Source organism: Streptomyces sp. NRRL B-3229 (assembly GCF_000719505.1).
GTDB lineage: Bacteria > Actinomycetota > Actinomycetes > Streptomycetales > Streptomycetaceae > Streptomyces > Streptomyces griseorubiginosus.
This window is the reverse complement of record NZ_JOGP01000002.1, coordinates 377,526-395,389: the sequence shown is the minus strand read 5'-3', so window position 1 is coordinate 395,389 and position 17,864 is coordinate 377,526. Positions and strand designations below refer to the sequence as shown.

The 17,864-nt window shown below is 72.3% G+C and carries 19 protein-coding genes; 3 read left to right on the top strand and 16 right to left on the bottom strand.

Annotation, left to right across the window (positions count from 1 at the left end; all coding sequences use genetic code 11):
- From IF54_RS0104730 to IF54_RS0104720, 3 genes are all read right to left on the bottom strand, one after another.
- On the bottom strand, positions 1–969 hold the full coding sequence (locus tag IF54_RS0104730) for a WxL protein peptidoglycan domain-containing protein (RefSeq protein WP_030314779.1): 969 nt from the start codon (positions 967–969) through the stop codon (positions 1–3).
- Between the two features lie 58 nt (positions 970–1,027).
- A complete protein-coding gene (locus tag IF54_RS0104725; RefSeq protein ID WP_030314778.1) occupies positions 1,028–2,347 on the bottom strand; it encodes a beta-xylosidase in 1,320 nt (439 codons plus the stop codon).
- A gap of 156 nt (positions 2,348–2,503) precedes the next feature.
- Positions 2,504–2,977 (bottom strand): hypothetical protein, encoded by a 474-nt coding sequence (locus IF54_RS0104720; protein ID WP_030314773.1) that lies wholly within the window; start codon positions 2,975–2,977, stop codon positions 2,504–2,506.
- 570 nt (positions 2,978–3,547) lie between these two features.
- Between IF54_RS0104720 and IF54_RS0104715 the strand changes: the two genes are divergently transcribed.
- From IF54_RS0104715 to IF54_RS0104705, 3 genes are all read left to right on the top strand, one after another.
- The gene (locus IF54_RS0104715) at positions 3,548–4,213 is read left to right on the top strand and encodes a response regulator (protein WP_030314770.1); all 666 of its coding nucleotides are present in this window, start codon (positions 3,548–3,550) and stop codon (positions 4,211–4,213) included.
- Between the two features lie 103 nt (positions 4,214–4,316).
- The gene (locus tag IF54_RS0104710; RefSeq protein ID WP_051735321.1) at positions 4,317–5,864 is read left to right on the top strand and encodes an MFS transporter; all 1,548 of its coding nucleotides are present in this window, start codon (positions 4,317–4,319) and stop codon (positions 5,862–5,864) included.
- 34 nt (positions 5,865–5,898) lie between these two features.
- A complete protein-coding gene (locus tag IF54_RS0104705) occupies positions 5,899–7,098 on the top strand; it encodes an FAD-dependent oxidoreductase (RefSeq protein WP_030314762.1) in 1,200 nt (399 codons plus the stop codon).
- Positions 7,099–7,305: 207 nt separating this feature from the next.
- Here the strand turns inward: IF54_RS0104705 and IF54_RS0104700 are convergent, their stop codons facing one another.
- From IF54_RS0104700 to IF54_RS0104640, 13 genes are all read right to left on the bottom strand, one after another.
- Positions 7,306–7,896, bottom strand: a complete 591-nt coding sequence (locus IF54_RS0104700; protein ID WP_078851873.1) for a TetR/AcrR family transcriptional regulator — start codon at positions 7,894–7,896, stop codon at positions 7,306–7,308.
- A gap of 30 nt (positions 7,897–7,926) precedes the next feature.
- Entirely contained in the window at positions 7,927–9,201 is a 1,275-nt protein-coding gene (locus IF54_RS0104695) for an acyltransferase domain-containing protein (RefSeq protein WP_051735319.1), read from the bottom strand.
- A gap of 21 nt (positions 9,202–9,222) precedes the next feature.
- Positions 9,223–10,035 (bottom strand): cyclase family protein, encoded by an 813-nt coding sequence (locus IF54_RS0104690; RefSeq protein WP_030314756.1) that lies wholly within the window; start codon positions 10,033–10,035, stop codon positions 9,223–9,225.
- A 2-nt stretch (positions 10,036–10,037) separates the two neighbouring features.
- Entirely contained in the window at positions 10,038–10,523 is a 486-nt protein-coding gene (locus IF54_RS0104685) for a methyltransferase family protein (protein WP_234438913.1), read from the bottom strand.
- Positions 10,524–10,687: 164 nt separating this feature from the next.
- Entirely contained in the window at positions 10,688–11,641 is a 954-nt protein-coding gene (locus tag IF54_RS0104680; protein ID WP_037819308.1) for a PfkB family carbohydrate kinase, read from the bottom strand.
- Positions 11,642–11,679: 38 nt separating this feature from the next.
- Positions 11,680–12,132 carry an SRPBCC family protein gene (locus IF54_RS0104675; RefSeq protein ID WP_030314750.1) on the bottom strand — a complete coding sequence of 151 codons (453 nt, stop codon included), beginning with the start codon at positions 12,130–12,132 and terminating at the stop codon, positions 11,680–11,682.
- A gap of 4 nt (positions 12,133–12,136) precedes the next feature.
- Positions 12,137–12,388, bottom strand: a complete 252-nt coding sequence (locus IF54_RS0104670; protein WP_030314748.1) for an acyl carrier protein — start codon at positions 12,386–12,388, stop codon at positions 12,137–12,139.
- Between the two features lie 19 nt (positions 12,389–12,407).
- Positions 12,408–12,836 (bottom strand): holo-ACP synthase, encoded by a 429-nt coding sequence (gene acpS / locus IF54_RS0104665; RefSeq protein ID WP_199821176.1) that lies wholly within the window; start codon positions 12,834–12,836, stop codon positions 12,408–12,410.
- Positions 12,815–14,053, bottom strand: a complete 1,239-nt coding sequence (locus IF54_RS0104660) for a beta-ketoacyl-[acyl-carrier-protein] synthase family protein (protein ID WP_030314744.1) — start codon at positions 14,051–14,053, stop codon at positions 12,815–12,817. The genes acpS and IF54_RS0104660 overlap by 22 nt, the downstream gene beginning before the upstream one ends.
- Complete coding sequence (locus IF54_RS0104655) at positions 14,050–15,336, bottom strand: beta-ketoacyl-[acyl-carrier-protein] synthase family protein (RefSeq protein WP_030314742.1); 1,287 nt, start codon at positions 15,334–15,336, stop codon at positions 14,050–14,052. Before IF54_RS0104655 ends, IF54_RS0104660 begins: the two co-directional genes overlap by 4 nt.
- A gap of 4 nt (positions 15,337–15,340) precedes the next feature.
- Complete coding sequence (locus tag IF54_RS0104650) at positions 15,341–16,393, bottom strand: class I SAM-dependent methyltransferase (RefSeq protein ID WP_051735318.1); 1,053 nt, start codon at positions 16,391–16,393, stop codon at positions 15,341–15,343.
- Between the two features lie 9 nt (positions 16,394–16,402).
- Positions 16,403–17,428, bottom strand: coding sequence for a methyltransferase (locus IF54_RS0104645; protein ID WP_030314738.1), 1,026 nt, complete (start codon positions 17,426–17,428; stop codon positions 16,403–16,405).
- Positions 17,425–17,856, bottom strand: coding sequence for a cupin domain-containing protein (locus IF54_RS0104640; RefSeq protein WP_030314736.1), 432 nt, complete (start codon positions 17,854–17,856; stop codon positions 17,425–17,427). Before IF54_RS0104640 ends, IF54_RS0104645 begins: the two co-directional genes overlap by 4 nt.
- Positions 17,857–17,864: the final 8 nt, after the last annotated feature.

Here is a 17,864-nt window from a genome sequence, read left to right as displayed (position 1 = left end):
TCACTGTGCGGCTCCGCCGCGTGGGCGCGACAAGCCACCACGGCGCAGCAGCCGAAAACGTACCGCCAGCCCCCCTCCCACACCACCGGCCACGAACAACACCACCGCCACCAACCACGGCAACGCAAAGAAACCTGCACTCGCCGACTCGTGAGTACCCTTCGCACTCGCCGTCAACTTCACGTCCCCCCAGTCCAGTTGCGGCGCCCCATGCCACGGCTCGCTCAGCCGCACCCGCTGCCCGGGCAGCAGCTCACCGGGGATCCGCACGAGGTCGCGCGCCAGCAGGGTCCGCCCGAACAGCCCCGTCGCCCGCAGCTCCACCTTCGGGTTCAGCGTGACGTTGCCGGTGTTGCGCAGGGTGTAGGAGATCGTCGCCGCGCTGTCCCCCACCCCGGGGACCAGCGGCTGGTGATGGCTGACGTGCACGTCCTCGACGGTGATCGCGGGGACGGTCGGCCCGCCGACCCGCAGGTAGATCCGCGCGGCGACGGCCCGCTGCACTCCGAGCGCCACCGTGCCGTCGCCCTTGTCGACCCGTTCGTCCAGCGCCACCAACGCGCCGGGATGGTCCCCCGGTTCGGCGCCCTCGGGCACTGACAGGGTGAAGGGCACGGTGACCTTGCCGTGGGCGGGGACGGTCACCCGGGACTTCGCGGGCTTCGCCCAGGCGCCCACCCCGCGCTGCTTCTCGGCGACCGTCCGCACGGCGAAACCGCCGTCGCGGGCGGTGTTGTAGGCGTCGGCGGCGTAGAGCCGGAAACTCAGCGGCTCGCCGGTCTTGTTGGTGACGACGACCTTGTCGTCGATGCTCTGCCCGGGATCGGCGGAGAGGTAGAAGTAGGGGCGCGCCCCGATCTGGGAGGCGGCCGGGTACACGGACCAGCTGCCGTTGTCGGCGGCGTGCGCGGGCACGGGCGCGGCGGCGGCCAGGAACAGGCTCAGGAGGAGGACATACAGCTTGCGCATGGGTGCGGACCCCCACGGTGGAGAGGGACGGACGGGCGGGTGCGGGCGCCCGTACGGTTCAGCTGAGCGTGAGGGTGAGGACTCCGGAGTAGGTGCCGACCGGGGTGAACGCCGGTACGTTCAGGGAGAGTCCGGCGTCCACGGTGAACTCACCGCCGGTGAGCGCCGCGTTGGGAGTGGAAGCGAGAGTCGCTCCCGAGGCTCCGACCGCGCCGGCGGAGCCGGCCTGGCAGGTGCTCGGGCTGCCGGCCTTGGTGGCGCAGGACGGACTCCAGCTCAGCGCACCGGCGTCGATCTTGGCGCCGGGGCCGGTGAAGTCGGTGACCTTGCCGGTGAGGGACCAGCCGGCGGGGCCACCGCGGAAGTCCTTGACCGTCACCTGGTTGAGGTTGCCGGTCGAGGCTCCGCCCTTGCCGTAGTCCACCGCCGAGAGGCTGACGGTGTCCCCGGCCTGGGACATGGACAGGGTGCCGGCCTTCACCGTGGTGGTGATCTTCTGGCTGCCGGCCGGGACGGGCGTGTCGTCGATGACGACGTACGCCTTGGGCCCGGTCCCCTTGGCGTCGCTCCACGCGCTGCCCTCGTACGCCACGATCCCGGTCGTCGTCTTGTCGTTGACGACGAGCGAGCCGCTGAAGGCACCCGTGGAGTCGGCGGTCGCGGTGGCGGTGTCCGCGGTCTGCGCGGAGCCCGCCCGCCCGGCCAGGGTGACCGTGGCGCCGGGGGTGAACTTGCTGCCGGTGACGGTGACGGCGGCACCGGGCTTGCCGGAGGCCGCGCCCAGGGTGATGTCCCGTTGGTTGACGGGGGTGGTGTCCGTCGCGGTCACCGTCTCGGAGACCGGGGCGGGCGGGGTGATCACCGTGCAGGGGGTGTCCAGTTCGAGGATGTAGCTGGTGTGGATGTTGTAGTCGCCGGGCGAGAGGGTGATCGCGCCGGGTGAGGTGACCTTGAAGGTGCCGGTCATGGAGAACGACGGGAAGGCGCCGTTGCCCGGCACCGGGTCGTTCTTCTTGGGGCCCGCGACGGTGACGGCACCGGTCTGGGCGCCGCCGAGGGTGACCTTGCCGGTCGGCGTCATGATGTCGGCCGGCAGGGCGATGGCCGTGGGGTTGCTGGCGGCGGGCTTGACCACCGTGTAGGTCACGGTGACGGTGTCACCCACCTTGGGGCTCTTGTTGTCGACGGCGACCCTGGCCGTGGTGGTGCCGTCGATCGGTGGGATGCCCGCGACGGCGGGCGGGATGCAGTGTGTGCCGTAGTCCACGTCGGTGGCGGCACCGGCCGGACAGGCCAGCGCGCCGCCCGCGGTGACCGCGAGCGCGGTCGCCCCGAGAAACGACGCCAGACGGCGTCTTCTTCGAGTCGTCGAACCCATGGATGTGCCCCCTCCGGAAGCTCCTGAAGTCCTGTGCCGACAGGGGGCATTGATGTGTGGATTGCGTGAGAAGTCAATGGAGTTGCCGCAGAAACCTGACGACATGTCAGTTCCTGCGGCAACTGCGGGACTTGGCCCGAGCGGTCCGGTACGGGGTCAGTCGAACACGAACGGACCGGGCGTCTGCGGACCGGTCGCGGAGCAGGTCACGGTGATGCCGAAGACGACGATCTGGAGCGAACCGCCGTACGACTCGAGGCTGTCGCCGGAGTTCACGGTGCCGCTGAGGGGGCCGACGGTCACGGGATCGCCGGTGGCGATGGCGGGGTTCTCCGTGCCGGTGAAGGTGGTGGTGGTGCCGTTCGCGTTCACGAACGTCAGGGTCGAGGTGATCGAGTCCTCGGAGAGCGGGAGCGGGGCGTTGATCGCCGAGGTGACCGTGACGGTGGCGGCGGTGCCGTCCTGCGTCGCGGTGAGGGTCGCCTGGCCGCTGCCGAAGAACCCGCAGTCGGCGTTGATGGTCGCGGTGTCCGGGGTGACAGCGAGGGCGGCGGGTGCGAACGCGAGCCCGGTGGCCGCGAGCGCGCCGACCACCAGTGCCGCACCGGTACTGATGCGTGTGCCGTTCATGGAATCCGGTTCCCTTCCCGTGGGGACTGCCATGTGGGGACGGACGGGGAGGTGCGGTCCGACGGCCGGCCTGCGCGGGCGTGGTGCGGGACGCCTCGCGGGCCGGGATCTGACGGTCCGTCGGAATTCCCGGTTCCATTGATGCGCACGGGACACGAATCGACAAGGGCGATATTCGGACCGGCCCCCTCATGGCCCGCCGATCACCGTCCGGCAACACTCCATCTTCGGAATTTTCAGAACGTTGACATTTGGATGCCATACGGGAGCTGAAGTGGACCGGAACAACAAAGTCCGGATTTCATTCCCGGAACGACAACATCCAAGCCGACGGCCGGTATGCGCTTTCAACAGCCCCAACCTGCACGGAGAAGCCATAAACGCAGGCAAGGCCGCCTGAACATGGCGCTCCACACTGACCGAAAAGATTCCCCGACTCCGTGTAGCATCGGTCTACAGCGGGACTTTATCAACCAGCGAAGGAAGCGGGGGCCGTCAACGGGGGCAATCATCGCTGCACCCACGTGCTCTCTTCACGCATGCGAACGTTGAGGGGAACGAAGGGACCGCATGTCATCCATACGAGTTCTGCTCGTGGACAGCGAGCGACTGGTGGCCGAAGGCCTCCAGAAAATACTGGAGGGATTCGCGGAATTCTCCGTGGTCTCCCTCGCCCGCGACGGGGCGTCCGCGCTCCAGCTGGTAAGGCGGGAGCGACCGCACCTCGTCGTCATGGGCCTGGGCACCGCCGGGGGCGACGGGGCCCAGGTGGCCCGGGCCATCCGCCGCGACTTCCGGCACGTCCGGATCGTCGTCCTCGCCACCAACCAGCAACCGGTCTACATGCGCGAGGCCTTCGCGGCCGGCGCCAACGCCTACCTCTCCCGCGACATCGGCGCGGACGAACTGCGCGACACCCTGCTCACCGTGCACCGGGAGGGCGCCGCGCTGTCCACGGTGGCGGCCGGACAGGTACTGGAGCTCCTGTCGGGCAACCAGGAGGACGACGCCTCGCCCCTGTCCCAACTGACCGAGCGCGAGCGGCAGATCCTCTTCCTCATGGCCGACGAGCACGCCACCCGTGGCATCGCCAAACGCCTCGGGATCAGCCCGAAGACCGTGCGCAACTACCTCAGCCGCATCTACGCCAAGCTCGGCACCCAGAACCAGGTGCAGACCGCGCTCTACGCCAGGCGCTCGCTGCATCTGCGCCCCGAGGCCGCCATCGAGCCCTGACCGGTGCCACTCGAGGCACCCTGTCCCCCTCCTCGCAAATACGCTACGCTACTCGTAGCGTATTTAAATGATCCCGGCCCAACCGCCGGGCCGAGGAGGGAACATGGCGCTCAACCGGTGGTGGACGCTGTGTGTGGTGTCGGTGGGCAGCTTCATACTGCTGCTCGACGTGACGATCGTGAACATCGCGCTGCCCGACATCGAGGAGGCCCTCGACGCTACGCTCACCGATCTCCAGTGGGTGGTCGCGGCCTACGCCGTGGCCCTGTCCGCGGTGCTGCTGACCGCCGGCTCCCTCGCCGACCGCTTCGGACGGCGGGCCGTCTTCTCCTGGGGCCTGGCCGTCTTCACGCTCGCCTCCCTGCTGTGCGGAGTCGCGCAGAACCCGCTCATGCTGATCGCCTCGCGCGCGCTCCAGGGCGTGGGCGGCGCCGCCCTGCTGGCCACGTCCCTGGCCCTGCTCGCCGCCGCCTACCCCGACGACCGCGACCGCCATGTCGCCCTCGCGGTCTGGGGCGCGGTCAGCGGAGCCGCGCTCGCCGTGGGGCCGCTGGCAGGCGGCGTCCTGGTCGAGAGCGCGGGCTGGCGGTGGATCTTCCTGGTCAACCTGCCCGTGGGGATCCTCGCCCTGATCGCCACCACCGCCCGCGTCGCCGAGTCCAGGGCGGAGCGCCCCGGCCGGATCGACTGGCCGGGCTTCCTCACCTTCGGCACCGCGCTGGGCTCGCTCTCCTTCGCCCTGCTGCGCGCCAACGAGGAGGGCTGGGACAGCGCCCCGGTGCTCGGCGCCTTCGCGCTGTCGGCCGTCGCGCTGACCGCCTTCGTCCTGATCGAACGGCATCGCGCGGACCCCCTGCTGCCGGGGGCGGTCCTGCGCAAGGTCACCACCACGGGCGCCGCCGTCGGCGTCCTGGCCATGAGCTCCACCGCCTTCGCGCTGCTGCTGTACCTGACGCTGTACCTCCAGACCGTGCTCGGTCACGCCCCGCTGGCGGCCGGGCTGCGGCTGCTGCCCCTGACCCTGTCGATCTTCGTGGCCTCCGCGGTCGCGGCCCGGGCCGGCACCCTGCTGCCGGCCCGCTGGCTGGTCTCCGCGGGCCTCGCCCTCATCGGAGCCGGCCTGCTGCTGATGGGCGGACTCGACGCCTCCGACGACTGGACCGCGCTGCTCGCCGGGCAGTTGGTCACCGGGCTCGGCGTCGGCGTGGTCAACCCCAACGTGGTCGCCGCGGCGATGGGCGCGGTGGAACCGGCCCGGGTCGGTGTCGCCTCGGGCCTCAGCAACACCTGCCGCTCGCTCGGCATCGCCCTGGGCATCGCCGCCCTGGGCGCGGTCTTCGCCGACCGGGTGCGCGACGCGGTCGGCGACGCCCTGGCCGGCACCCCGCTCCGGGGGCGGGCGCACGAACTGGGCGACACCGTGGCCTCGGGCCAGATCGGCGCCGTACTGCCCCAGCTGCCCCCCGAGCAGCGAGGGATCTTCACCGACGCGGCGCACACCGCGTTCATCGACGGACTCAACTCGATCCTGACGGTGGCGGCGGTGGTCGCGTTCGTCGGCGCGCTCGCCGTGATCCCGCTGATCCGCGATCGCGACCTCACCACTACCGGACCCGACGGCGCCCCTCTGCCGATCGCGGCGGGGCACTGACCCCGCAGCGGTCCCGGACCCCCAGGAGCATTCCATGAAGACCGAGACCGCCCGGTGTGTCGTCGTCGGCGGCGGACCCGCCGGGATGATGGCGGGCCTGCTGCTCGCCCGGCAGGGCGTGGAGGTGGTCGTCCTCGAGAAGCACGGCGACTTCCTGCGGGACTTCCGCGGCGACACCGTGCACCCCTCGACCCTGCGGGTGATCGACGAACTGGGTTACCTGGAGGAGTTCCTGCGCATCCCGCACACCAAGGTCACCGACATCACCGTGCACACCGCCGCGGGTCCGGTGACCTTCGCCGACTTCTCCCGGATCGGCGGCCCCTTCCCGTACATCGCCTTCATGCCGCAGTGGGACGTACTCGACTTCCTGGCCCGCAAAGCGGGCGAACTGCCCGGCTTCCGGCTGTACCAGAAGGCCGAGGGGATCTCGGTGATCCGGGAGGGCGACCGGGTGCGCGGGGTGCGCGCCGACACCCCCGACGGACCGCTGGAGATCCGCGCCGACCTCGTGCTCGCCGCCGACGGCCGGCACTCGACCATGCGGCGGGCCGTCGGGCTGCCGGTATCGGCCAGTGCGGCGCCGATGGACGTGCTCTGGTTCCGTCTCGCCCGCGAGCCCGAGGAGACCATGAGCTTTCTCCACACCGGCCGGGGCTTCGTGCTGATCACCATCGACCGCGGGAGCTACTGGCAGATCGCCTACGTCATCCCCCAGGGCCAGTACGACGCCGTACAGGCGGAGGGGCTGGACCGGCTCCGGGCCGACGTGGCGTCCGTGCACCCGCCGTTCGGCGACCGGGTCCGGCGGGAGATCGGCGACTGGGACGACGTGAAGCTGCTCTCCGTCCGGGTGGACCGGCTGCGCACCTGGTACCGGCCCGGGCTGCTGTGCATCGGGGACGCGGCGCACGCCATGTCGCCGGCCGGCGGGGTGGGCATCAACCTCGCCGTGCAGGACGCGGTGGCCGCCGCGCGGATGCTCGGGCCCACCCTGCGCGCCGGAGGCACCCCGACCCCGCGCGAACTGGCCCGGGTGCAGCGCCGCCGCGAGCTGCCGGTGCGGGCGGTGCAGACGGCCCAGGTGCACATGCTGGCCGACCTGTACCCCAAGGACCGCCGCTCCACGGTGGAGCGCCCGCTGGCCGCCCGCCTGGTCCGCCGCTTCCCGTTCCTGACGCGCTGGACGGCCCGCTTCATCGGGGTGGGCCTGCGCCCGGAGCACGTGTCGTGAGGGGATCGCCCGCACCCTGGACCACCCGTGGGCCGGCCCTCCCCCTGCCTGTCCGGGCGGACGGAGGCGGCCACCGCCCGCCCGGTCGACCGGAGGGGACCCGCCGCACCGTCGCGCCGGCCACGGCCACGCTCGCCCGCCGCTTCCGGCCCTGTGACCGGATTCGGTGGCGCGGGCCGGTGAGGGCGGCGCGGGGGCGGCCGGCCCTCAGGCGCGGATCGCCGGCCAGATCGTGTCGAGCACGGAGTCCACCCAGTCGGGAGGCGGTGGGGTGCCCTGGACCGCGTAGCGGGCGATGTACGAGCCCGCCATCATGCTGACGACCGTCTCGTAGTCGGCGTCGGCCCGCAGTTCTCCGTCGGCCACGCCGTCCCGCAGCGTGGTGAGGATGGTCTCCAGCCGCGGCCGCAGGATGGTCTCCCGGAAGGCCCGGGTGAACTCCGGGTCCTCGTCGCCGTGCAGGAGGGCGACCAGGGCGCGCAGCCCCACGACCTCCTCCAGACCATGCCTGAATTGCCGCAGCAAATAGTTCAATCGCTCCCGTACCGGAAGCCCGGCTTCGGGTTCGGGGATATTCTCGACGAAAGACAACGACGACCGCAGGAGTTCATAACGGTCCTTGTACCGGCGGTAGATGGTCGTCTTCGCGGAACCCGAATACTGGGCCACCGCTTCCACGGTGACTCCCTGGGGCCCGCGTTCCCGCAACAGGGCCAGTGCGGCCAGATTGATTCCCCGGGACACTTCCGCGCTGCGGGGCCGCCCCGGAGCCGAGCGGGTGATTTCTTCGTCAACCATCGGGCTCAGTATAGAGAGGTGCCGACGCCCCTATCCCGCGGCCGCGGCCCCGGGAAAGACTGCGGGCCAGCGCACCGGCACCCCGGCCGTGTGCAACCGCCCCAGCGCCGAGAGCATCGCGCCGGTCCCGTCGGTGGAGCGGCCCAGCGAGGCCGGCCACAGCCGTCCGCCGCCCGGCAGGCAGCGCGCCCCGAGCCCCGCCAGCGCCCGCCCCGGACCGACCTCCACCGAGATCCGGATCCCCCGCTCGTCGAGCACGCCGAGGGCGTCCAGGAACCGCACCGGGCCCCGCAGTTGACGGCACCAGTGCTCCGGTCCTACCGGCCCGGTGACCTGGGCGCCGGTCACCGTGGAGACGTACGGGATCCGCGGCGCGTGGGTGCGGACCGCGCCGGCCGCCTCCCGCAGCTCGGCCAGAGCCGGTTCCTGGAGCGGCGAGTGCAGCCCCGCCCGGACCGGCAGGGAGCTGGTGCGCACCCCGGAGCCGGTCAGCCTGTCCACGATCCGGGCGAGCGCCTCGGCCCTTCCGGACAGGGAGACCTCGTGCGGCGAGATGACCGCGGCGATCCCGACCGACGGCTCGGTGTCCGCGAGCAGTTCCCGCGCGGCCCGCTCCCCCAGGCCCACCACCGCCATCGCGCCGCCGGTGACCCGCTCGGCCAGGGTGACGGCCGTACCGAGCAGCCGTACGGCATCCTCGGGCGAGAGGACTCCCGCGCGGCAGGCGGCACCGTACTCGCCGAAGCTGAACCCGAGCACTGCCGCCGGTTCGACACCCCAGCTGCGCCACAGCTCCGCGAGCGCCGTGCCCAGACAGAACGTGCCGAGCGCGGCATGGGCGAGCCGGTGCACCACGGCACCGGCGGCGGGGTCGAGCAACTCGTGCAGCGGTACGGCGACGAAGGGCCGGGCGGCCTCGGCACAGCGGTCGAACGTCTCCCTGAACACCGCTTCCGTGCGGTACAGGCCCTGTCCCATGCCGGCGAACTGGGCGCCCTGGCCGCTGAAGAGGAAAGCGACCGGCGGGGCACCGGCCAGGTCGGCGTGCCCCTCGGCGACCTCCTTGACCGGCTCGCCCGCCAGGTGAGCACGGAGGCGTTCGGCGATCTCACCGGGCGTCCTGCCCACCACGCTCATCCGATGGCCGGAATGCGGCCCTTCGGCGGCCCGCGCGCACAGTCGCGCGAAGGTGTCGGCGTCGGTCCGGGCGAGCCGGTCGCCGGCCTCCCGCGCGGCCTCGTGCAGCGCCGCAGGGGTCGGTGCGGACAGGGTGAACAGCTGGGCGGTGCGGCGGTGTGTCGTCATGCGGATGCCCTTCGCGAGGGGTCACTCCCCTGGCCCGGTGCGGGCCACCGCCCGGCACCAGGCCGCGCCGGCGTCCGCGAGGGCGATCGGGAACGCCATGAAGGTGAACGGGCCCCCGGGCAGCGCCCGCAGTCCGGCGAGCCCCTCGATCTGGATGAACTCCCGGCGCCTGCCGTGCAGATGGGTCGGCCACAGGGCCTCGGGGTCGCGGGTGGCGAAGAAGTCCTCGACCATCCGGCGGGCGGGACCGTCGAAGCTCCAGCAGTCGGTGCCGAGCACCTTCACCCCGAGGTCGAGGAGGTGGTCGACGGCCTCGGGGGTGATGGCCGTGGACTCGGTGAAGTACGCGGGTGTGCCCAGGCGCAGATCGGAGTCCGTGCGGAACAGCACCACCGAGCCGGGGCCGACCTCCGCTCCCGTCGTGCGCAGCGCCTCCTTCACGTCGGCGGCCGTCACACGGCCCCCGCAGTCGCGTACGTCGAGTACCGCGCCGGGCCCGCAGAACCACTCCAGGGGCAGGTCCATGATCTTCTTGGCGGGGCGTCCCTCGCACTCGGGACCGTAGTGGAAGGGCGCGTCGACGTGGGTGCCCTGGTGGACGGACATCCGGTAGAACTCGTTGGACAGGAAGCAGCCGCCCGGCAGGTCCCGTTCGCGCAGCCGGCGGCTGCCGGTGAGCCAGCGCAGATGGTTGCGGAGCCGGTCGCGGCGGCTGTCGCCGGGCAACGCCCGGATCCTGCGGGAGAGATGGCGGATGCCGTCGTGGTGGAGCCACTGCTCGAACTCGACGCCGGGGGCCCGGCGGCTGACGGGGATGCTCAGATCGACGAACACGGCTACTCCTCGTTCATGTGCGGCCGGTGCCGTACCGCGGTGCCTGGTGTCCAGGCGGGCACGGCGCGCCGGTAGGCGGCGTACTCCTCGCCGAAGGCCTCGGCCAGACTCGGTTCCTCGACGCGCCGGGCGGCCGTCCAGGAGATGCCCAGCACGAACGCGGCCCACAGGGCGATGCTCGGCGCGGACCACAGCAGGGCCTCGCCGAGCAGGACGAGGGTCATCCCGGCGGCCATGGGGTTCCTGATCACCGCGTACCACCCGGACCGCACCAGCCGCTCGGGCGGCCGGTCGCCGAGCGGGGTCGCCTGCCGCAGGTACACCCGGTCGACGGCATCGGCGACCATCCAGCCCCCCGCCGCCACGAGAACGCCGCCGCCCCCCGCCGAGAACCAGCCCGCGAGAGGCAGCCGGGGCCCGGACAGCCACCGCCCCAGCACCAGAGGGACGGCCCCGGCGACGACGAGGGGAATCAGCAGCGGCCCCACGCGAAGACGCCGCTCCGGGGTGACAGTGCCCCCGATCCCCGGGCGCCGCTCCGGGGTGACAGGGCCCCCGATCCCCGGACGCCGCTCCGCGCCCACCGGACCGCCGGCCCTCGGATGTCGTCCCCGCCGCACCGGCCCCCCGGCCCTCGGCCGCCGCTCCCGACTCACCGCGACCTCCCCAGCACATCCGCCAGTTCCCGTGCCGTCCGGTCCCCGTACACCTCACGGAGGCGGGTGGCCACCGCGCGGGCGGACGGGGCGTAGGTCTGGGTGCCGATGGATTCCAGGGCGAAGGAGGCGAGGACGCAGCCCAGACCGGCGGCGGGGGTGAGCGGGACGCCCTGGGTGAGCGCGGCGAGCAGGCCCGCGCGCAGGGCGTCCCCCGCGCCCGTCGGGTCGGACACCGCGACCTCGGGGACCCCGGGCACCACCACGGGTTCGTGGCCGGCCCGTTCCAGCCGGACCCCGTCCGCGCCGAGCGTGGTGACCCAGGTGCCGACCCGCTCCAGCACCTGGCCGGTGTTCCAGCCGGTGCACTCCCGCAGCAGCGCCGACTCATAGGCGTTGGTGAACAGCAGCCGGGCCCCGGCCAGCAGGGACCGCACGTCGTCACGGCCCATACGGGCGATCTGCTGCGAGGGGTCCGCGACGAACGGGAGCCCGCCGGTGCGGCAGTCCTCGGTGTGCCGGAGCATCGCCGCGGGGTCGTTCGGCGACACCACCACCAGGTCAAGCCCGCCGACGCGTTCGCGCACGTCCCGCAGGGCGATGGTGTACGCCGCCCGCATCGCGCCCGCGTGGAACGTGGCGATCTGGTTGTGGTCCGCGTCCGTCGTGCACACGAACCGGGCCGTGTGCTCACCGGGCACGACCAGCACCGAGTCGGTGTCCACCCCGTGCTGCTTGAGCCACACCTGGTAGTCGGCGAAGTCCGCCCCGGCCGCGCCGACCAGCACCGGCGCGGCACCGAGCCGCCCGAGACCGTAGGCGATGTTGGCGGCGACGCCACCGCGCCGGATCTCCAACCGGTCGGAGAGGAACGACAGGGACAGGGTGTGCAGGTGGTCCGGCACGAGCTGCTCGGTGAAGCGGCCGGGGAAGGACATGAGGTGGTCCATCGCGATGGACCCGGTCACCGCGACCCGCGCCGGGGACCTCACGGCCGTACGTCTCCGGACTCGATCTTGCGTTTGATGCCGGCCTGGTTGTGCCGGGTGTGGGTGTTCATCCGCTCCAGGACCGTCTCCAGCGGCACCGGGAACTTCTCGTCGAGCTCGAAGTCCTGCACCCAGGTCATCGCCGTCCCCTCGGGGACCGGCTCGTAGCTCCACCGCAGGTGCATGTAGCGGAACGGGTAGAGCGGATCACGGCGTTCGGCGACCGCGACCAGCCCGCGGTGATCGAGGATGCGCCAGGACCGCCAGCTCGCCCCCTCCTCGTTGGTGAGCTCGAAGACGATCTCCGTCCAGCGGCCCTCGCGCTCCTCGGAGAGGACCTTGGCGTCGCTGTACTCGTCGAAGATCTCCGACCAGCGCGCGATGTCGTTGGTGAGGTCGAAGACCAGCCGGGCGTCGGCCCCGATCACAATGGTGTTCTCGATGCGCGGCACCGCGTCACCCCCGAACCGTGCTGCCCGCGGACAGCAGGCGTCCGACACACTCCACCAGGTCTCCGAAGACCGTGAACCCGCCCTCGGCCTCGGCGTCGATGCCGATCCCGAAGTGCTGCTCCAACGCGACGACGATCTCCACCAGTTCGGTCGAGTCGATGTCGAGGTCCTCCGCCAGCCGCCGGTCGTCCGCCAGCTCCGCGGCGTCGAACCCGACCCCGCGCATGACGTCGACCACTTGTTCCCGTACGTCCATGACTCCCTCTCTCCTCAGGTCAGACGGCGACGGCGATCGCCACGGCGACGCCCGCCTCGTGGGTGATGCTCAGGTGCAGTCCGGTGAACGAGGCCAGCCGGAAGGCCCGTTCGGCCCGCCCGGACAGCCGCGGCACCGGCTGTCCCGAGTCCGCGCGGCCGACGTCGATGTCCAGCCAGCCGCAGCCCTGCCCGTAGCCGCCGAGGGTCTTGCGGACCGCCTCCTTGGCCGCGATCCGGCCCGCCATCCGGCAGGCCCGGTGGCGCGGTGAGCCGCCCTCGCACAGGGCCTGCTCGGCGGAGGTGAACAGCCGGTCGCGCAGCGGCTGTCCGCGCCGCTCCAGCATCGCTTGCAGCCGTCGTACGTCGACCACGTCGATGCCGATGCCCCGCACCATCACGGGGATGTCCCCGGTGACCTGCGCGATCAACGCCTCAGCAGCAGACACGCGTTCACCCCTCCCAGTCCGCGGGAGACCACCAGCGTGTGCTCCCACCGGGGGTCCCGGCGCGCCCCTTCGCGTACGACGTCCAAGTCGATGCCCGGCGCCGGACGGTCCACGTTGACGGTGGGCGGCACCGAGCCCTCCGCCATGGCCCGCAGGGCGAGCGCCACGTCGGCCGGTGCCGCCGCGCCGAGCAGATGCCCGAAGCCGGACTTGGGCGCGGTGACCGGCAGCCGGCCCGCGCCGGCGCCGTACGCCTCGTACAGGGCGTAGCCCTCGGTGACGTCCTCGAAGGGGATGCCCGAGCCGTGCGCGAAGACCGCGCCCAGGTCCCCACCGGTGATCCCGGCCCGCTCGGTGGCCGTGCTCATGGCCCGGGCCAGCACCTGTCCGGTCGGTTCGACCGTGTAGTACGGCATGTAGCCGTCGGTGCTGACGCCCCAGCCGGCGAGTTCGCCGAGGATCCGGGCGCCGCGCGCCTCGGCGTGCTCCCGGCGTTCGAGCACCAGGAACACCGAGCCCTCGGCGAAGACGCTGCCGCCGTGTCCCGCGTCGAAGGGCCGGTACAGCTCGTGCGGGGCGAGGGAGGCGCGGGCCTTGGCGACCAGTCCGCTGGTCTCCAGGCACAGCCAGCCGTACGGCGACAGCGGTGCCTCCACACCGCCCGCGAGCACCACGTCGGCCCGGTCGCGCAGCAGCGCCTCGGCGCCGCCGATCAGCGCGTACGCCCCGCTCGCCCGGTCGGCGACGAAGGTACGGGCCGGCCCCCTGATGCCCTGGTCGATGCAGATGTTGCCCTGCGGTGCCGCCGGGAACCACGCGGTGGCCTGGTAGGGGCTGACGGCGCGCGGGCCGTCGGTCCACAGCTTGCGCAGCTCGCGCTCGGCGAACTCCCAGCCGCCCAGCACGTTGCCGACCATGACCCCGGTGCGTTCGGGGTCGGTGTCCTCGCCGACCACGACCCCGGCGTCCGCCAGGGCCTGGCGGGCCGCGTGCACGGCGAGGTGGGTGAAGCGGTCCGTGCGCTTGACGAAGCGGGACGGCAGTTCGGCGTCCGCGTCGAAGGGGGACTGCCCGGCGACCGGGCAGGCGTACGCCGAGGCGTCGAAGCGGTCGATGGCGGCGACGTGCGGGACGCCGTCGCGGGCGCTCTCCCACAGGGGGTCGAGGCCGGTGCCGGCCGGGGTGAGGGCGCCGATGCCGGTGACGACGACGCTCATCGCGCCACCCCCGCCCGCTCGGCCCGGGCGACCATCGCCGCGTGCAGCCCCGCGAAGCCGCTGGCGTCCTTGAGGATGACCTCACCGTCCCAGGGACGCCCGGTGCCCGGCACGTAGTCGAGGTCGCAGGAGGGGTCGGCGTTCTCGTAGTTGGCGGTGGGGTGGACGTAGGAGTGCTCCGCGGCGAGGGCGCACAGCACGATCTCCATGGCGCTGGCCGCGGCCAGGGCGTGACCGAGCATGGACTTCGCCGAGTTCACCGGGACCTGGAGGGCGCGCTCGCCGAGCGCGAGTTTGAGGGCACTGGTCTCGCAGGTGTCGTTCTGCCGGGTGGAGCTGCCGTGCGAGCTGACGTGGTCGATGTCGCCGGGCCGCAGCCCGGAGCGCTCGATGGCCTGGCTCATGGCGCGGGTCAGGTCGGCCCCGTCGGAGAGCAGGTCGGTCATGTGGATGGCGTTGGAGCTGTGCGAGAACCCGGCGATCTGGAGATAGGGCGTGGCGCCCCGGCGCAGCGCGTGCTCGCGCTCCTCCAGGACGACCACCCCGCAGCCCTCGCCGAGCACGAACCCGTCGCGGTCGGCGTCGTAGGGGCGCGAGGCCGCCTCGGGGCGGTCGCGGTGGGCGCGGGAGAGGCAGTTGATGATCTCGAAGGAGGCGACGGTCACCGGGGTGATCGGGGCCTCGCTGGCGCCCGCGATCATGACGTCGGCGTCGCCGTGGGCGATCGTCTCGAATGCGTGGCCCACCGCGTCGATGCCGCCGATGCAGCCCGTGGACAGGGTCACACAGGGGCCCTGCGCCCCGAGCAACGCCGACAGCACGGCCCCGGGGGTGTTCGACATGGAGGCCAGGTACAGGTCGCGGCCCGCCTTGGCGGGGTCGATGGGCAGCCGGCCCTCGTCGGTGACGGCGAGGAACTCCTCCTCCATCTTCGGGGTGCCGCAGATCGCCGTGGACAGGGAGATACCGGTGCGCTCCGGGGCGTGGCCGCCGGGTTCGAGTCCGGCGTCCCGTACGGCCTGGAGGGCCGCCACGACGGCGAACTGGACGTAGCGGTCGAGGCGCCGCACCTCCGGGGGCAGCGCGGGGAGCTGCTCCTCGAAATCGGGGACCTCGGCCACCGCGTCCGAGGCGAATTCGAAGGACTTGAAAAGCGTGGAACTCGTGATTTCGGAAAGGGATTTCGTCACGCTCCTGCCCGCCGAGACGGTGTCCCAGAAGGCTTCCTTTCCCGTTCCGGCCGGGCTGACGACACCGAGCCCGGTGACGACCACTTCTCGCATGAATTTATCGCCTTTCACCTGTCTGGGCCGTCACCAGCCCCCGTGTGACGCATTCCTTCGGCGTGACGCCGACTTCTTCCATGAGGGCGCGGTATTCCTCCGCCGCGAGCACCGCGCCCTCGGCGGTGTTGACGAGGAGGCTGAGCGCGAGCATCGACCGGTTCAGGCCCGGCTCCCCCGGCTCCGGGCTCATGACATCGGCCACCAGCAGGGTGCCGCCGGGACGCAGGACACGGGCGGCCTCCCTCAGCAGCCTGGCCGTCTCCGTGGGTCCGGCGAAGCGGCCCGCGTGCGCGAGGACGACGGTGTCGAACCCGGCGTCCTCGAACGGCGGGGCGTCGAAGTCGGCGGGCACGAAGCGGAACCGTTCCGCCACCCCGAACTCCTCGGCCCGCGCCCGCGCTTGTGCCAGCAGTGCCGGGTCGTCGTGCGCGGTGACCCGGGCGCCGGGGTCGGCGGCGGCCAGCGCGATGCCCCACTCTCCGGCGCCGCAGGCGAGGTCCAGCACCCGGCCCGCCGGGAGGGGCCGCAGCTGACGCACCGCCTCGAAGGCGACCCGGACGGCGAGCGGGAAGGCTCCCCCGAACAACCCCGGGCGTCGGCCTCGCGCGGCCGGCGCCCCGAGTTCCCCGGAACGCTCACCGGTACGGACGACCGAGGTCAGCGTGGCCCACCGGTCCCACTGCGCGAGCACATCGGCGAAGTGCTCGCCGAGCGGGCCGGGTTCCCCGTCGACGAGATACGCACGGGCGAGCTCGGTCGGCGCGAGGCGGCGCCCACCGTCCGCCGCCGGCGGCCCGGAGCCCTGCTCCAGCAGCCCGAACTCCTCCAGCACAGCGAGCAGATCGCGCACCCCGCGCGGGTCGCAGCCCAGGTCCACGGCGAGTTCGTGCGCGGTGCGCGGGGTGCGGGCCAGGGCGGTGAACACGCCCAGTTCCAGCGCCGTGCCGAGCGCCCTTGCCCTGGCGAAGCCGAAGTTCAGGGCCAGGAGCGGAGCGGGGTCGGGGGCGTTGGTGTAGCGGGCGAGCGCCCCGGCGGGAGACGGTGTGTCCGTCATCGCCGGTGCCTACTTGGTGGCCGTGAGCAGGCCGGAGAGCAGGGACACGTTCCGGGTCGTGATCCCGCGGAACCCGGCGTCCTCCACCCAGCCGCGGATCTCGTCCACGTCGCGGACCTCGCCCTCCTCGGTGTTGACCAGGAGGATCAGCCCGAACATCGCCGGGAAGAGGCCGGAGGCCAGGGTGGGCATGTGGGAGTGCACCAGCAGCAGCCCGTCGGCGGGCAGATGCGCGTGGATCCGGCGCACCAGGTGCGCGGCCCGCTCGGGACCGTACCCGTCGAGCACGTGCGAGAGCAGAACGGCGTCGGCGTCCGGCCACTCGTCCGCCATGATGTCGGCGGCGCGGACCTCGACGCGGTCCTCCAGTCCGGCCTCCCGCACGTTGGCGCGCGCCAGGTCGGTCACGGCCGGGTAGTCGAGGGCCGTCACCCGCAGGCCGGGGTGGCGGGTGGCGAGCGCGATGGAGTAGTCACCGGAGCCGCAGCCCAGGTCGACGACATGGCGGACGCCGTCCAGCGGGGCGGCCTCGGCGAGCTTGCCCGCCTGGAGCCGGGAGCTGACCCGCATGGCCTGGATGAGCCGCCCGGTGCCCTCGCGGCCCTCGCCCTGCGCGGCGCCCTGGTCGCGGTAGCCCTGCTTCAGGACGCGCTGGTTGAGCGAGGCGTTGCTGCGGACGGCCTCGTCGAGCCGGGCGAAGTGGCCGAAGTGGGAGTTCTGGTGGGCGGCGAACCCGCCCATGTACTCGGGGCGGCCGGCCACGAGATAACGGCTGGCCTCCTCCGTGTTGAGGTACCTGCCGTTCTCGGCGCGCACCAGCTCCAGGCCGATGAGCGCGACCAACAGGGCGCGGACGGGGCGCTGTTCGAGGCCGAGCCCGTCGGCCAGTTCGCTCAGGGTGGCGGGCTGCTTCTCCAGTGCCTCGAAGACGCCGAGGTCGATCGCCGTGAACACGGCCTTGGACTGGAGGTAGGCGGTCAGGACGGAGTGGACCCGGGAGGAGTCGAGGTCCGCGGCTGCCGGGGTCGTGGTCACTTGCTCTCCAGGAGGTTCGTGTACTCGGGCATCTGCGTGTACTCGTAGGGGTCCTCGGAGAGGAACACGTTGCGCACCGGCGGCCGTTCGCACGGGGCGACGACGAGGAAGCGGCAGGTCTGGCCGGGGCCGGTGACGAACCCGTGCGGTTCGTTGCGGGGGATGAAGATGGCCTCGCCGGGTCCGACCTGCTCGGTGCGGCCCTGGTCGGGCAGGACGAGGCCCATGGAGCCGTCGAGCACGTATATCTCGTGCTCCCAGTCGTGGTGATGGGGTGGCGTGGAGCCGTTCGGCGCCACCTCGAACTCGGTGAGGACGAAGCGGTCGGCGCCGTCGGGGGTGTCGATCAGTTTCCGGTGCGTGGTTTCCTTCGCTCCCGGTTCCCTTACGATTTCCGCCTTCACTTCGGTTCGGTGCACGCGTTTCATCGGCCGCC

Excerpts from the sequence above, each read along its gene's own strand:
- IF54_RS0104730 (WP_030314779.1), bottom strand. The coding sequence starts at position 969 with ATGCGCAAGCTGTATGTCCTCCTCCTGAGCCTGTTCCTGGCCGCCGCC.
- IF54_RS0104725 (WP_030314778.1), bottom strand. The coding sequence starts at position 2,347 with ATGGGTTCGACGACTCGAAGAAGACGCCGTCTGGCGTCGTTTCTCGGG.
- IF54_RS0104720 (WP_030314773.1), bottom strand. The coding sequence starts at position 2,977 with ATGAACGGCACACGCATCAGTACCGGTGCGGCACTGGTGGTCGGCGCG.
- IF54_RS0104715 (WP_030314770.1), top strand. The coding sequence starts at position 3,548 with ATGTCATCCATACGAGTTCTGCTCGTGGACAGCGAGCGACTGGTGGCC.
- IF54_RS0104710 (WP_051735321.1), top strand. The coding sequence starts at position 4,317 with ATGGCGCTCAACCGGTGGTGGACGCTGTGTGTGGTGTCGGTGGGCAGC.
- IF54_RS0104705 (WP_030314762.1), top strand. The coding sequence starts at position 5,899 with ATGAAGACCGAGACCGCCCGGTGTGTCGTCGTCGGCGGCGGACCCGCC.
- IF54_RS0104700 (WP_078851873.1), bottom strand. The coding sequence starts at position 7,896 with ATGGTTGACGAAGAAATCACCCGCTCGGCTCCGGGGCGGCCCCGCAGC.
- IF54_RS0104695 (WP_051735319.1), bottom strand. The coding sequence starts at position 9,201 with ATGACGACACACCGCCGCACCGCCCAGCTGTTCACCCTGTCCGCACCG.
- IF54_RS0104680 (WP_037819308.1), bottom strand. The coding sequence starts at position 11,641 with ATGGACCACCTCATGTCCTTCCCCGGCCGCTTCACCGAGCAGCTCGTG.
- IF54_RS0104670 (WP_030314748.1), bottom strand. The coding sequence starts at position 12,388 with ATGGACGTACGGGAACAAGTGGTCGACGTCATGCGCGGGGTCGGGTTC.
- IF54_RS0104660 (WP_030314744.1), bottom strand. The coding sequence starts at position 14,053 with ATGAGCGTCGTCGTCACCGGCATCGGCGCCCTCACCCCGGCCGGCACC.
- IF54_RS0104655 (WP_030314742.1), bottom strand. The coding sequence starts at position 15,336 with ATGCGAGAAGTGGTCGTCACCGGGCTCGGTGTCGTCAGCCCGGCCGGA.
- IF54_RS0104650 (WP_051735318.1), bottom strand. The coding sequence starts at position 16,393 with ATGACGGACACACCGTCTCCCGCCGGGGCGCTCGCCCGCTACACCAAC.
- IF54_RS0104640 (WP_030314736.1), bottom strand. The coding sequence starts at position 17,856 with ATGAAACGCGTGCACCGAACCGAAGTGAAGGCGGAAATCGTAAGGGAA.